The organism is Streptomyces sp. HUAS TT11, assembly GCF_051553595.1.
Taxonomy (GTDB): Bacteria; Actinomycetota; Actinomycetes; order Streptomycetales; family Streptomycetaceae; genus Streptomyces.
The window spans coordinates 115,114-129,489 of sequence record NZ_CP196187.1 but is presented as its reverse complement, the minus strand read 5'-3'; the positions used below and the strand labels follow the sequence as shown (position 1 = coordinate 129,489).

14 protein-coding genes are annotated in these 14,376 nt (G+C 67.5%); 1 reads left to right on the top strand and 13 read right to left on the bottom strand.

All coding sequences use genetic code 11. The features are described from left to right. Window positions 1-129 precede the first annotated feature (129 nt). From ACSHXN_RS47375 to ACSHXN_RS47315, 13 genes are all read right to left on the bottom strand, one after another. The gene (locus ACSHXN_RS47375; RefSeq protein WP_438307082.1) at window positions 130-3,606 is read right to left on the bottom strand and encodes a LysM peptidoglycan-binding domain-containing protein; all 3,477 of its coding nucleotides are present in this window, start codon (window positions 3,604-3,606) and stop codon (window positions 130-132) included. Next, a complete protein-coding gene (locus ACSHXN_RS47370) occupies window positions 3,606-4,052 on the bottom strand; it encodes a TadE/TadG family type IV pilus assembly protein (protein ID WP_438307081.1) in 447 nt (148 codons plus the stop codon). The genes ACSHXN_RS47375 and ACSHXN_RS47370 overlap by 1 nt, the downstream gene beginning before the upstream one ends. Continuing rightward, the gene (locus ACSHXN_RS47365; protein WP_438307080.1) at window positions 4,052-4,504 is read right to left on the bottom strand and encodes a TadE/TadG family type IV pilus assembly protein; all 453 of its coding nucleotides are present in this window, start codon (window positions 4,502-4,504) and stop codon (window positions 4,052-4,054) included. Before ACSHXN_RS47365 ends, ACSHXN_RS47370 begins: the two co-directional genes overlap by 1 nt. A 1-nt stretch (window position 4,505) precedes the next feature. After that, on the bottom strand, window positions 4,506-4,934 hold the full coding sequence (locus tag ACSHXN_RS47360; protein WP_438307079.1) for a TadE family protein: 429 nt from the start codon (window positions 4,932-4,934) through the stop codon (window positions 4,506-4,508). Further along, window positions 4,934-5,161, bottom strand: coding sequence for a hypothetical protein (locus ACSHXN_RS47355; RefSeq protein WP_438307078.1), 228 nt, complete (start codon window positions 5,159-5,161; stop codon window positions 4,934-4,936). Before ACSHXN_RS47355 ends, ACSHXN_RS47360 begins: the two co-directional genes overlap by 1 nt. Before the next feature lie 40 nt (window positions 5,162-5,201). Further along, a complete protein-coding gene (locus ACSHXN_RS47350; RefSeq protein ID WP_438307077.1) occupies window positions 5,202-6,086 on the bottom strand; it encodes a type II secretion system F family protein in 885 nt (294 codons plus the stop codon). Further along, window positions 6,083-7,036: a type II secretion system F family protein gene (locus ACSHXN_RS47345; protein WP_438307076.1), complete on the bottom strand. Its 954-nt coding sequence runs from the start codon at window positions 7,034-7,036 to the stop codon at window positions 6,083-6,085. Before ACSHXN_RS47345 ends, ACSHXN_RS47350 begins: the two co-directional genes overlap by 4 nt. Further along, window positions 7,033-8,502, bottom strand: coding sequence for a CpaF family protein (locus ACSHXN_RS47340; RefSeq protein ID WP_438307075.1), 1,470 nt, complete (start codon window positions 8,500-8,502; stop codon window positions 7,033-7,035). The genes ACSHXN_RS47345 and ACSHXN_RS47340 overlap by 4 nt, the downstream gene beginning before the upstream one ends. After that, on the bottom strand, window positions 8,492-9,319 hold the full coding sequence (locus ACSHXN_RS47335; protein ID WP_438307074.1) for a hypothetical protein: 828 nt from the start codon (window positions 9,317-9,319) through the stop codon (window positions 8,492-8,494). Before ACSHXN_RS47335 ends, ACSHXN_RS47340 begins: the two co-directional genes overlap by 11 nt. Continuing rightward, entirely contained in the window at window positions 9,319-10,023 is a 705-nt protein-coding gene (locus ACSHXN_RS47330; RefSeq protein WP_438307073.1) for an SAF domain-containing protein, read from the bottom strand. The genes ACSHXN_RS47335 and ACSHXN_RS47330 overlap by 1 nt, the downstream gene beginning before the upstream one ends. Before the next feature lie 21 nt (window positions 10,024-10,044). Next, complete coding sequence (locus ACSHXN_RS47325; protein WP_438307072.1) at window positions 10,045-10,893, bottom strand: ATP/GTP-binding protein; 849 nt, start codon at window positions 10,891-10,893, stop codon at window positions 10,045-10,047. After that, window positions 10,890-11,492 carry a hypothetical protein gene (locus ACSHXN_RS47320; protein WP_438307071.1) on the bottom strand — a complete coding sequence of 201 codons (603 nt, stop codon included), beginning with the start codon at window positions 11,490-11,492 and terminating at the stop codon, window positions 10,890-10,892. The genes ACSHXN_RS47325 and ACSHXN_RS47320 overlap by 4 nt, the downstream gene beginning before the upstream one ends. A 786-nt stretch (window positions 11,493-12,278) precedes the next feature. Then, the gene (locus tag ACSHXN_RS47315; protein WP_438307070.1) at window positions 12,279-12,956 is read right to left on the bottom strand and encodes an HAD family hydrolase; all 678 of its coding nucleotides are present in this window, start codon (window positions 12,954-12,956) and stop codon (window positions 12,279-12,281) included. Between the two features lie 113 nt (window positions 12,957-13,069). Between ACSHXN_RS47315 and ACSHXN_RS47310 the strand changes: the two genes are divergently transcribed. Beyond that, window positions 13,070-14,281 (top strand): helix-turn-helix domain-containing protein, encoded by a 1,212-nt coding sequence (locus ACSHXN_RS47310; RefSeq protein ID WP_438307069.1) that lies wholly within the window; start codon window positions 13,070-13,072, stop codon window positions 14,279-14,281. Window positions 14,282-14,376: the final 95 nt, after the last annotated feature.

Genomic DNA, 14,376 nt, shown 5'->3' with positions numbered 1-14,376 from the left:
CAGGGAGCGCCAACGGTGAGGCCGATGACGTCGTGCCCTTTCCTTGCTGGGACGTACTGCCCTGCGCCGCATTCCCGGTATCTGGCCCGTTGCGCCGGGGCAGGGTGGAGCGTGTCGGCTCGATGGGGGTCATGGCGTCTCGGCCTCAACGTGCGGTGTGTGCGTGTGTTTGCCGAGGAGTTCATTGATGAGTTGCTCGGTCTCGATCTCGAGCGAGACATCCAGTGCCCGGTTGACCTGCTGCACGCGAGCGATGGCGGTGTGCAGCCCTGAGCGATTCCCACATGCAGCTTCGATCCGCATCCAGTCCCTGTACAACAGCTCTGCCGTGTCGTCGGCGTCGAGGCCGGTCGCGACTGCCCGGCGCGCAGCATTGAGGTCGTGGTCGGGGCCTGACGGGATGCGGCGGGTGGCCACGGTGTGCGCGACGTCGATGATCCGTGTGGTCATTTCCTGTTGGCAGGGCTCGGCCCAGGGCAGTGGTCGGCCCCCGAACGGCTTGCCCCGCACCAACGTCAGGGCTTTCTCCAAGTCGCTCAGGCCGGACGGGCCCAGTGGCAGGGCGTGTTCGGCGAGCTGGAGGAAGCGGCTCCAGTCGCATCGGACACTGGCAGCGAGCTGGTAGGGGTCCTCGCCCGCCTTGCGGCGCGGTACGTAGGGGTCGCCGGCCGGGTCGTTGCCCAGGGAGCTGCGCAGGCCCTGCATTCGTGCGTTGAGGGTGCTCGTTGACCAGGGCCTGACGGGATCCATGTCGGCACACAGGACATCCGCGCTCCGGCCGGGCCGGAAATACAGCAGGGCAGCGAGTTGGGCCATCCTCGGTCCGTGGCCAGTGTTGTGAACGCCTGTCACCTCGACCGGCCCCAGGACCCGGATTTCCGGGGCGTGCAGATCGTGCTCCTCGCACTCTTCAGCCCCCTGTGTCCCGGGCTCCTCGAGGGCGGTTGCCTGTCCCCAAGCCTGCGCAGGTTGCGCCGTTTGGGGGGAGTCTGCGTCAGCTGACGCTGGGGCCGAAGACACCGTCGTGTCGGTGACGGCGGTCCCTTCCTCGTTGTGGTGGGTCGAGGGCGTGGAGGGGGAGAGGAGACGGAGTCCTGACGGATGGGCGCTGGCGGCGAGCAGAGCGGGGAAGACCTCGCCGCTCACGTTCGCTGCCGTCGACGGGACCGAGGCAGCGGCGGGCACGATGAACTCCTCCGGCGATTCATGCGCGGGCTGCCGTGTGCTGTCGAGCTCGTCGGGGACGTCCTGCCAGGGCCCCTCGGCCGGGTGGGGCGGCTGCCCGGATACTTTCAGCGCTGTGGTGATCTGCTGGTAGGCCGCGTGTTCCAGGCGCTGCACCGTGATGTCGGTGCCGGTGTAGTCGAGGGTTTGCAGGCCATTGAGGGAAGCGTTGAGGACTTCCGCCTCGGGGAAGTGCACGGCTGCCGTGCTTGCCGGGGCGATCAGCGTGACGGGCACCGTCCCTGCCCGGTCGATGACGTCGGCGAACCGCCAGGCCGTGTCCTCGTCCAGGGAGGCCGCGCACAGCAGCAGATACGGCTGATGCTGGGTTTGAGGCATCTGGCGTGCTTCCAGCAGGCGTTCGCTCAGATCGCGCAGTGCGTGCGCGGCCTGGCGCATGTGGGCGATCCGCGCGGTCGGTAGCAACTGAGGCAAATCTTCGCCGAATCCTACGGTGATGATCTCGACTTCGGCCGCCCACGGACTCATCCCGAGCTCCAGGGCGAGCGAGGTGCACACTTCGGTGATGTGGACCGGGTTGCCGTCCAGCAGCAGGGCGGGCAGTTGGGCGAGGTTGAGTAGTAGAAGATCGCCCACCTCGGTGCTGCCGATCGTGACCAGCCCCGGATAGGGCGCCGGCACCTCGCGGGCCTCTTCCTCGTCCAGGAGGGCAGTGTCAGTGGGCAGGGCCCACCAGCCGCCCTGTCCTGTGGTGAAGGGCGGCACCGGATCCTGGGCCAGGTCCTCGGGGAGCACCTCGATCGTGCGGGTACCGACCCGGGCGGCCCGTAGCGGCGGCAGGGCCGCGGTGTCCTTCTGCTGGGCCATGTGGTGGGCCAGGGTCCGCAGCGCCACGTCGAGGTGTGCAGCGCCGCTTGGCTGGGCGGCCGCGGCCAGCTGGGCCTCGGCTGTGGAGGTTTCGGGTGCGATGGCGATCTTCTCGCCGGGCTGGCGGCGGTGGCGCTGCAGTGTCCTGCGCAGGGCGAGGGCGCCGGTGATGGCGGCTGCCAGCAGCGCGCCGGCGCCGAGCACGATGCGCAAGTTCAGCGGGCTGCTGCCGGTCGGGGCCGTCGCCGGGGTCTCGAGCCCGGGGCTGGCGGGGGAGGAGGCCGTGGAGCCGGTCGAGGCCGACGCCGACACCGGTGGAGATGCGGCAGACGGCGAGGCGGTGGTGCTGGGTTCAGGTGTGGAGGACGTTGCTGCGGACGGAGAGAATTGATCCCGCCCGGGCTGCTCGGCAGGCCGATCGGATGGTGCGCTGGGGGCCGGCGACTCTGGTGCTGGGGGCGTGGGCTGGTGGGGTACGGGTGCCTGTGCATCTCCCGTGCCGTCGTCCGGTTTCTGCTTGCCGTCGGGATTCTGGGTGCCCGGGGGAGTGGTCTCCTGACCGCCAGGCTCTTCACCCAGGTCGCGATCTTGAGGCGGCCGGGCGGAGTGTGCCGCGGGTACCCGGACTTGCTGACCCGCGAAGATCATGTCCGGGTCGGTGATCTTGGGCAGGCCTTGGGGTTGTGGCTCGCCCTGGCTGGCCTCGAACAGCTTCGGCCATGCGTTGCCGTCGCCGAGTTCTTTCTCCGCGATCTTCGATAGGTAGTCGCCGGAGTGGACGGTGACGACGTGCTCATCCCTCTCGTCGGTAGTGGGCGCGCCAGGACCCAGCTGCGTGCGGACTTCTGCTTCGGACGTGCTTGTGTCGGGCATCTGAAGCTGCCAGCCGGGTTGCAGGAAGCTGTTCGCGCGGAAGACTGTGCCGTTGGTCATGGTCCGGCCCTCGTTCAGGTCGGCGATCTCCCGCCACCGCTCGCCGTTGCCCAGCTCCCGCTCGGCGATGGCCCACAGGCTGTCCGCCGGCCGGGTCTCGCGGACGGTGTATGTACGCGAGGTCGGTGTGTTCGCGGAGGACGTTGGTACGGCTTGGTCAACGGCGGGCTGCGCGGTGTGGCCGGGGGTGAGGGCCGCCGCGGCGGCGGGTGCGGCCTGTGCATCGGAGGCCAGGGCCGAGCTGGTGGGCAGCAGCACCAGGATGCTGCCGATCAGCAGGGCCGCGGCGCGCTGCGAGGCACCCATTCCTTGAGGTGCGTGCCACGTCCGGCCCCGCAGTTGTGCAATCAGCTCGCGTACGGCACAGACCGTGAACTGTGCCCATCCGATCCATCCCACCGCGACGAGCAGCAGCAAAAATGCGCCACCTGTGTCCTGCCGGTCCAGCAGGTGGGTGAGGTCCTCGTGGGTGGCAGCCCAAAGGACCGGCGTTGCCCAGACCAGCAGCAGGGGCAGCCCGGCGACGGCGGCGGCCAGGACGGTCAGGCTCAGGACGGCCTTGATGATCCGTGCCAGGGTGCGGTCGGCCGTCGCGGCAGGGGAGTGGGGGGTGGTGTGCATCAGCTTCCTTCTGGGGCGGTGACACCGTGCAGGAGGGTGGCTTTGCCATGGCCGGTCACCGGCAGCGAGCCGATCCCGACCACCGACAGGAACTTCGTGTCGTACGAGCCGGTGACCGTGACGGTCAGGGTCTTGCCGTCTTCGGAGACGCTGACGGTGCCGGTGGCGCCGGCGGAGTTCAGGTAGGTCTGCGCGGCGGCGGCCGCCGCCTGCGGATCGACGACGAGCGCGGTGCCGGTGATGGCGTCCGCGGGGTCGATGGCCTGTCCGCCGGCGCGGGCGGCCTCGCCGGCGATGTAGTCGGCGCGCTCGGTGGCGCGCATCTTGCTGCCGCCGTCCACGGCGAGGCCGATGATGCCGATCAGCGCGAAGACGCACACGGCGACGAACACGGTGATGCCGCCCCGATCATCGCACCGGGTCCGTAGCCTCCGACGCAAGATCATCAGTTGCCTCGCTGCCTGTACTGGTCCACTACGGAGGTTGCCGTCGACGTGAGGGTCTTGGTGCCCGGTACGCCTGGAAGGAGGAGGTCGGACAGATTGACTGTGCAGGTCACGGTGGCGGTGACGGTGCCGACTTGTCCCACCGGCACGCTGAGACCGCCGGTGTTGATGGCGACGGTGGTGGATGCGCACGTGATGCCCTGGTCGTTGAGGGAGTCGGCGGCCGCGGACCGGGCGGCACTCTGGGCGGCCGCCGCGGTGCGGTGGATGGATGCTTCCCGCGCCGCGTCCTGGGCCGCAGAGTCGATTTTTGCGCCGGAGGTGACGATCCTGCCCCCGGCGATCGCCATGCACAAAAACATGATCAGCGCCGGGAGGATGATGGCCGCCTCGATCGCGGCACTGCCGTCATCGCTACGGACCCTGCGGGCCCAACCGGCCACGTTCCGCATGTCATTCACTCCCCGGGTTCACCCAGCGCTCCTGGGGGCCGGACGCCGACTGGCTGACCTGCAGCCCCGGCACTCCGGGGATCATCGACAGGGCCGTGCCGGATACCTGGACCCGCACACGCTGCCCGTTGCTGCTGACAAAGACGCTGTAGCCGCGCAGGCTGTCGCCCGCGGTGCGCTCCAGCACGCCACGCGCCTGGGACTCACCAGCGGCCGGACTCGACTGGTAGGCGCGGGCCGCCGTGAGGCCTTCGCGGGCAGCGGTCAGCGCGATCTGCCGGGCGTAGTACCACATGGATGCCTGGATGACGGCGACCGTGGCGAGCAGCACGAACGGGAAGATGATCGCCATCTGGATGGAGGTGTCCCCGCGGTCGTCCCGCCATCTCTGCCCCTGCCACCAGCCTTTCAGCCGCTCGGGACGATGCATCACAGGCCGTTGAGCTTGCCGTTGTACTTGGAGATCACGACGGCGATGGTCCCCGCGATCAGGACGGCACCGGTGACCGCAGCCACCCAGATGATGACCGTCGTAGTGGAGATGTCACCGCGGTCCGGTCGGCGGCCGGCTTCCTCGAGGCCCTCCTGAACTCTGGTGGTCAACCGGAGGAGGGCACGATTCGCGAGCACCCTGGTGCGGGCTGCGGTGTGCTTCATGTTCCATACCTCTCTTCAATGTTGAACGAGTCTGTGGTGTTCAGACGGTCAGCATGCGGATCACGGCGGGGAAGGCCATCAACAGCATCACCAAGATCGCCAAGAGGGCTCCCGGGGCGGTCATCTTCTCGCTGGCCGCGTTCGCCTCGGCGGCCTGATCGGCCAGCAGTTCGGCGTTCAGCGCCGCGGTGCGGGCCCGCAGCGCCTTGTAGACGGCCGTGCCGTCGGTGGCTGACCCGCGCATGATGTCGGCGACGTCGGTGAGGACGGGCAGGTCGTACTCGGCCGACAGTTCCGCGAGGGCCTGATACGGCGGGATTTTCTCCAGCCGGGCGCGGCGCAGGGCGCTTTGCAGGTAGAGGAAGGGCCATCCCTCACCGACCTCGGCCGCTTTCTCCAGGGCTTCGGCGGGGCCGGCGTCGGCGGCCCGCTTGAGCGCGACCAGGTCGAGGTAGGCGGACAGGGCGTGTGCGAACTCCTCCCGTGCCCGCTTGGCCTGGTCCCGCACGGAGAGATCGGGCGTGATGAACAGCAGGGCCGCGACGACAATCCCGACGCCGGTGGGCACGTAGAAGGGCAGGCTCACGCCGGCGATGATCCACGGGATGGTTGCGATGACCGGGCAGAGCAGCCCCAGCGCGGCGAGCGCGGTCTTCTTGAGCATGAACTGGCCCGGCCCCAGCCCGAGCAGAGCCAGGTTGGTGGTGGGGATCCGGACGCCGGGAAGCCGCTCGAGGCGGGCCTGCAGCCACCGGCCCCACACCTCCTCCCGGTCCAAGTCCGGTTCGGGCATCGTCAAGGAAGCTGGGGCGCTGCGCTTCAGAGCCGGCCCCAACGCGGGCAGCGGCTGCAGGAGTTCCCGAATCAGCAGTGCGAGGCCGGCGCCGACCGTGCCGCCGGACACAACGACAGGAATCAGGTTCACGGGGTGGCCCCTTCCGGCTCGCGGGGGGTGATCGGCAGGCCCGGCTCCGACGTGGCTGCGGGCAGCCGGACGGTGCTGGTCGGATCGCAGATGAGAAAGCGCGGGATGCGGCGGAACGAGCCGAACTGCCGCATCAAGGCGAGGACACCGACGAACCCGGCTGCCAGGAAGGCGAGCACGAGCTGGCCCAGAAGCGTGGAGTACGGCCTGGTATAGCTGGGCACGAAGAACCCGGCCACCACGACCCCCACGGTGATGATGCTCATCCACCGCACGGTGGTGCGCGGCTTCGCCCGGTCCGCCTCGATGGCGCGCTTCTTGGCGACTTCCTCGCGGACGGTACCCGACAGGTCCTCCAGCGCCTGGGCCAGGCCCGGGCCGCGGTCGTTGACGGACAGGATGAGCGCGGCGACCACCTTGTCCGAGGTGACATCGTCCAGTTCATCGGCGAACGCGCGGAGCGCTCCCTGCGGCCGCCAGCCCAGGCGCAGCCGGTCGGACAGGTTGATGATCTGCGGGGCGAGTTCGTCCGGTGCCCCCTGACGGCCGGTGATCATCGCCTGTTCCAGGCCCATGCCCAGCCGCAGCAGGCCGGCCAGCCGCTGGGTCCACTCGCTGAGCGCCTCCAGCTGACCGATGCGTTCCTGCGCCATCTGCGCCGGAGTGACCAGCCAGGGCACACCGATGACGGCCGCACCCAGCAGTGCACCACCGACGAAGTTCCCCGAGACCAGCCACACCGTCACGAAGACCACGACTGCTGCGACCAGGAGGGTCCACCGCCGCACCCGGACGTCCTCGCTGGGGTGCTTCTGGCCGCGCACGGCTACCTGCCAGCGCTTGCGTAGCGGGGCCCGGCGGGGGGCAGGGGTGCCCACGAGACCTGCCACGGTACCGATCAGCCCGCCGACGACGGCCATGCCGCTGAGCAGCCCGAACAGCATAATCATCGACTCATTCCCACCTTCAACGGCAGCGGCGTGGGCCAGGCCCCGTAGGGCTGTTGCAGCAGGGACGAGTCGAAGCCGACGCGGCGCAGGTCGTCGATGCAGGCAGGATCCATCCTCGGCACCGCCCGCAGCTCCCCCCACTCAGCTCCGGGGGAGAAGACCGCGTTCGTGGCGGGCCGGCCGTTCTCTCCGATCCCGGTCAGTTCCAGAACGTGAGAGACGTAGCGGTGGCGGCGGCCACCGATCTGCGTCTCGTCCGTCATGTCGACGAACACCACGAAATCCAGGCCGTTGGCGGTCTGCCGGTAGGCGAGCTGCTCGGACAGGTTCTTCTGAGCGAGCGCGTACAACTCGGCGATCCGGTCGAAGACGATGTCCGGACGACGCGCGTGGATGGTGCACAGATTGCCGCCCGAGCCGTTCGTCAACGCCTGCATCATCGCGACGACTTCCGGGCCGCGGACCTCGCCGACCACAATCCGCTCCAGCGACATCCGCAGCGCAGGGTGCATCAGATCCAGGAGCGTGACCTCACCGGCGCCGCGCCCGGTGACGTCCTTCTCCCCGTTGGACTCGCGCCCCACCAGGGACACGACCTGCTTGTGGTAGCCGTTGGTGTGGGCGAACAGCTCATCCTCGGTCTGGATGGTGGCGAAGCGGCACTCCGGGTCGAACTCCTTCAGCATCGCCCGCATCAGCGTGGTCTTCCCGGCCTTCTGCTTCCCCGCGATCATGATGTTCTTCTCGGCGCGCACGCACGCCCCGAGGAACGCGCGCAGGATCGGGTCGATGGTGCCCAGCCGTACCAGGTCGTCGAGATCAGAGTGGGATACCCGGTGCCGGCGGATCACGGCATACGTCATCGGGCCGAGCCCGGTGATCGCCTGAAGGCGGGAGCCGTCCTGTAAGGACAGGGCGAGGGTCGGGTTGGCGGTGGAGATGGTGCGCTCGCTGTGCCCAGATCCCCGGGCCAACTCCCGCAGCAACTCCAGCAGTTCCTCCTCGGAGTCCGCTATCGGGCCGACCCGGCGGCGCTGACCGTCGCCGTAGTCCAGCCACACCTCGTGCGGGCCCTGGATGATGATGTCCTCGACCCGCTCGTCGTCCAGATACGGCTGCAACCGGCCGGCCCGGAACAGCAAGTCGTACACGGCGCGCCGCAGCGCCTCATCTTCCTGCGGCGACATCGCCTGGGCGTCCGACCACAGCGCGACCGCCTCAGCGATCCAGTTCAGGCAGCGCTGCTCCTCGCCGGCCCGGTCCATGCCGGGCTTGGTCTTGAGGAGTTCCTCGCGCTGTTTGGCGACCTGGGACGCGATCTCCCGCGCCACCCGGTAGTCGAGGCTGATGTGCGGGGCCGCCGTACCCAGCATCCGTGTACTGGACGCAGCACCGGCTGTCTGGTGCGCCCGCTCCTGAGGCAACGGGGCCACCGTGGGGTCGGGGTGGAGGGGCCTAGCGTGCATGGGTCACCTCCCCACCCGCGGTGTGCAGGCCGCGTGGATCGAGGCGGGCCCGCCGCATGGCGGCCCGCTGGAAGAGCAGCGAGCTACTCGTGCGGGCGGCCTTCATCAGCGGCGAATTGGTGAACCGGCGAGGCTGTTCCGCGCCGTCGGACAGCACGCGGGCGTCGTCCGGCGCGTACGGCAACGTGGCGAGCACCGGCACCTGAAGGACGCGCTGCACCTCGCCCGCGGGATAAGGGCCCTCGTTGATCAGCAGCACGCTGATGTCGCCGACCCGTTCTTCCAGTGCGCGCACCCGGCTCTCCGCTGCCTGCAGGCAGCGCAAGGTGTTACGCACCACCACGACTACGGCGTCGGCCTGCTCGGCCAGGACCCCGGAAGACCCGTAGGCCCCGCGACGGCCGAGGTCGATCAGGACATCGTGGCCGCTCTCCGCATCGATGCCGCGGAACATCTGCGCCAGGATCTTCCACACCGGGCCGAGACTCGCCGCCTGCGTGGGATCGGTGATGCCCGGCAACAGCAGCCGGTCGCGCGGCGACTCCCGCGCGCCGTCCTCACCACTCAAGTCGATCAGCTGCCGCCAGAAAGCCTCACTGAACTCGCCTTTGCGGGCAGCGACCGACAGGTTCCGCAGCCCGTACCGGTCGCCGAGCGAGGCCTGCAGTAACCCGTGCAGCACGGCTCCACCGTCCGGGTCGCACTCGGCCAGAATCATCCGCCGGCCCGCCTGCAGAGGCCACGACAACAGCAGAGCCAGCGCGCTCGTGGTCACACCGGGCGCACCGCTGCAGCCTGCAAGCGCGATCACCGCCATCAGTTACCGCCCGGGGCAGCAAGGACCAGACGCAACGTGCCGGCCGCCTCCCAAGCGGCGGCCGTGGGACCGTCGGCGGCAGCAGTGGCGACGTCGACGACCACGATCCCCGTGCCAGGAGCAGCCTCGGACGCCTTCACCACCCGACCATCAATCGTCTGCGGCGCCCCATCGGACGCCTTGCCCGCGTCAGCGGCGCCCTGAGCCGGGACCTGCACCAACTCCACCTTCTGGCCCGGCACCAGAGCGGTAGCCGGGATCTGCTTCGGCTCCAAACCGATCGGCACCAACTGCTCGCCCGCCTTCACCAGCGAGTCCTTCGTCACCTGAGACGGAGCGAGCAAGGAGCCGGGCTTCAGCTCCACCGCCGCCCGCTTGCCCACCACCGACTCCAAGTCGTCAGCGCGCACCGCCTTGACGGCAGGATCCAGGGCAACGGACGCCTTACCCAGGTCGTCCTCCGTAAGGACCTGGCCAACCTGGACATCGCGGACCACGGTCACCACATCCGTGCGATCCCCCACCTGGAGCAGCAGCACGGCAACCCCCGCACCACCGGCGGCGATCAGCGCGACTGACAGGGCAATGACACCTGGCCGTCGCCTACGAGCCGACACCCGAGGCGGCGCCACCGGGGCAGCCACGCCTCCCTGATAGGGAACGCCGTTGGAGGCTGTGTATGCACTTTCTTGGGTCTGGCTCACCGTTCTGTCCTTCCGGCGGCGTTACCTGACGACCTGTACTTCACCGACTGCCACCTGCACATTGGTCTGCCGCACCTCGGTAAGCTGGCCGGCCTGTCCGCCGCCCTGCCAGTTGATGGTCCATGTTGAGGTCGCTGTCACTGGAAACTTGCTGTTCTGGGCCCCGGCCGAGGTCTTGGAGTACACGTGTCCGCAGGTCGGCGACTGGGCCATGCCTGCGGACGACGTGTAGGCCGTGCCGGGGCCATTGCACGTCACGGAGGCACCGTCACCCATCGACCACACGATCTTCGACACCTTCGCGCTCGCGGTGACCGTGACCCCGCCCGCCGATGCGGTCGCGGTATTCGGCCCGTAGGTCGTGGCGCTCTGATGGACCCACATCCACATCGGGACACCCACGGTGTACTTCCCGACCGCGCGCGGACTGGCGACAGTTGGCCCAAGCAGCGTCATGGAGTCAACCGCGCGCTGCGCCAGCTCCTGCGGGTCGACCTGCGGAGCGGGAGGCTGGCCTATTGGGACAACGACAAAACCCGCCGGGTTGTCCTCACCACCATCAGAACAGGACCTGAAGTACAGGTCGTTCCTTTTCGGATCTGTACCCTTCCAGACCGGATGATCGGCTGGAGGCTTCTGATCAACCTTGGTGTACGTGCACTTCACCTTGCTGGGATTGTCGTCGGCACCGCCTTGTGAGACGTCGGCCTGCCCAGCACTGCCAGCGGTGTCGTCACTGGCGCCGACGCTGACGCAAAACTCGACGACGTGGCACTTGCCAGCTTCGACCTTGGGACTGTTGTCGGCGTACGCGACGCTTGCTATGGCCAGGACCAGGGCACCAGCGAGTAAGATGAGGTGCCAGGTCAACAAGCTTGATCTTGAGCGGTCCACTCGGTGACCATCCACTTCGTCCCCCACTTTTCAAGCGTTGCGGTGCTGACGTATTTGATGAGTCGTTCCGTTGGCAGGGGGACTGGCTTCTTCTTGGCCTTGTCGATCAGCATCCAGTGCGTGGTGTCCACGCAGTCCGCGACCGTAGCCTTGGGGATCTTTGCATCGGTCACCTTGACGACCTTCGGGTGGATCACGGGCTTCCCGGTTGTCACCTGCCCGGCTTTCTTCATGGCTGAAAGGTTGCGCTCGATGTCCGCCAGGGCCTTGAAAGTCGTGTACTTCCGCACGTCGGTGCCCGCAGAAGAGGCCCGCTGGTAGGCCTCTGTCTTCGCGTCCCATGAGCGGGTGTACGCAACGAGAACAGCGGCGTCCTGGGCAGTGACGGTGGAACTTGGGGACGTCGACGCGGCAGGCGGGGCATTACTGGGCTTAGACGACGACGTGTCCGAGCCCCTGTCACTACATCCGGCTAGGACCAGCAGACTTCCGGCGAGGAGTAGTGCGGTGGCGTGGTTCCTTGTGCGAATAGCAGCGGCGTTGAGCCCTGATGGGCGTCGACGTGTAGCTGTCACGTTGTCTCCCCGTACGGCTGGCGTGGCCGACCGCCACCCGCGCTCCGAAATGCGGCGACCCGAGACCGCAGCCTGGTCCAGCTGCGGTGATGCGTTTGCGTGATCGTAAGACTACGCATATGCCAGGCAACTTCCCAGCCCGATAACTTAGTTCGCTCGCATAACTCGGGACTTACCCGGTCACTTTCGGAACCAGATATCGATTTGTCGTTCTGTGTCTTCGCTCATCGCGTCCGCAACGTTCAGGGCTTTGTACCGCTGCTTGGCGCAACACGTAGCAGCGCTCTTTGGGGAGGTCGATGAGAGCTAGGCCGCTCAGCGGCGCGGACGCAAGGCTGTGACCACCACTTTCACAGCTGACGTGGTGTCACAGCTTCGTCTGCGGAGGAGGCATGTCGCCGGCTAGTTGGAATCCGAACGACAGGAGGTGGGGCCGCGCGCCTATCAAGGTCGTCCAGGAGCGTCTCGCGGGCCAGGTCAGTCGACGTCCTCGGCGTCGATCCCGGCCGGCTGCGTGCCGACCGCTCACCTGCGCACTCGCTCGTTCGCGAGGCATTGCAAGGCCAAGCTCCGCGACGCGGCAGGTTAGTGCTCGCCTATCTCCCTCAGATCCCCCCGTCGTGGCCCCAGCGAGCTGCGTCTGGCGGCCAGGCCGCGGTGCCGGAGTCGGAAGGACAAGGTTGGCGAGTTTAGAGTGGCTAGCGGGCAAGCGATGTGTAGCGCAGCGGACGTCCAGGCCCGCACGGCTTCTCTACCGCGGTGATGAACCTAGTAGCGACCGTGCGTCTATAGGCGGTCTGCAACGACGAGCTTGATAAGTGCGTTCACGTCGGTGAGGTCCTGTATTACGGCGTCGGCGCCCGCATCACGCAGCGCCTCTGCTGGAGTGCGACCCGTCGCCACAGCGATGACCCGGACGCCAGCTGTCCTGCCGCCTTCAACATCGGCGGGCGTGTCGCCGATCAGTGCGACGTCTGATGCTGCCGCGGATGACCGATTGAGGGCCAATTCGACCAGGGTTGGCCGGAGATCTGCGTCCTCGCCGTATGCTCCATCTTCCCATTGAATGTGCATGTCCAGGCCGAAGACGCTCAATTTGATCCTTGCAACGGCGCGGACGTTCCCGGTGACGACGGTCTGTCGTACGCTCGCAGTGGAGAGAGCCTCGAGCGCGACAGCTGCACCGGGGAGGGCACGGCCCCGATTTTTCAGCTCGGCCGCGCGCTTGGCGTGCTGTCTGGTGAGGGCCTCCGCGAAACGTTCGAAGTCGGTTCGATCGGTGTTGATGCCGTGCAACTTGGCGGTTTCACGGAAGATCACAGCCTCCGTGATGCCGTCGATCTGCGCTTGCTGCTGCATCGGCTGCCCCGTCACTTCCTCGAACGCCGCTGCGGACAGCTCGCGTCCGACCCCCCGAGTGTCGATCAACGTGTGGTCGATGTCCCACAGAACGAGGTGAGGCATGCCGAGCCCTTCTGAAACCGAGTGTCTATCCAGATGCAGCAAGTCCCCCGATCGTGGCAGAACCCCCTGCGGTGCTGGTGCATCGTCTTACCCTGGAGTACACGGGAGGATGGATGTCCGAATCACCAAAGCTGCCAATCGGGGCGCGGATCAGGTACTACCGACGCAAGCACGGTAACCGATCGCAGGCTGCCATTGCGGGCCTATGCGGTATTACCGAGCGGTACCTCTCGCTGATCGAAACCGGGAAGCGAACTCCCTCACCAGAGCTGTTGAGCCGACTGGCTGCCGAGCTGAGTGTTCCTGTTGCTGCCCTTCTGGCCGATGAGCCACCTGCCAAGGAAGCCATCTCGCTCGCTACGGCGCCGGACATCGCTCGAGCCTTGATGGGGTGCGGCTCAGACCGCGGCGATCCTGCTGTGACGCCTTTTGAACTGCGCGAACGCGTCGAAGACGCCTGGCGTACCTGGCAGACAAGCGAGGAACGATTCACCGATGTTGAGCCACTTCTCCCAGTTCTCATTGCGGATGTCGAACACGCCGTCCGGGCGTTCCGCACAAGTGAGGATCCCCTGGCTCGCCGTGAGGTTCTGCGCGCAGCGGCTGACCTCTACGGTCTGCTGCGCTCCTACTGCCGACGTACCGGGCGCCTCGATCTTGCGCTCATGGTCGCTGACCGAGCCCGCCGCGCTGCAGAGGATGCGGACGATCCCATCCGCCTGGCAGCAGCCCACTGGAACCTGGGCCACTGCCTCCTCTCCCAAGAAGGCGGGGCGCAGGAAGCCAGCGAGGTAGCGCGGCAGGCAGCCGAGCAGTTACGAGATCTCCCCGATAGTGCTGAGAAGTTGGCGATGCAAGGCGCATTGGAGCTTGTCCAAGTCGTGGCCGCCGCCCAGCGTAAGGATTGGTGGGAAGCCCGGAAGCGCCTTGTTGAGCAGGCTACCCCTCTTGGAGAACGAGTCGGTGAGTCCAACACCCACTGGACGGTATTCGGCCCGACGAACATCCATCTGCATGCGCTGAGCATCGAGATGCTGGCGGGAGACAGTACGGAAGGCCTTCGTCTGGCCGATGAAGTGGACGCTTTCCGCCTGCCCAGCAGGGAACGGCAGTTTACGTTCACCCTTGAACTCGCTCGTTGCTACGACCTGCGGCGTGACGACGCTGCGGTCCTTGTGCACCTCTTGGACCTGGAGAGGATCAGCCCGGAAGACATGGCGCGCAGCAATCTCGCCGCTGAAATGGTGGCTGGTCTGCTTCAGCGGGTTCGCCCCACCTACCGCGGCCAGGTGGCAGGCCTGGCTGAGCGGCTCAGGTTCGCGTAACCCGAACTGCCAGTTCACCCGAACTCTCAGTTCGGGTCGGTGCGTGTGTCTCGTCCTACCGTCTGGCGCACAGCAGCGGCGACGAAATGAGGCGC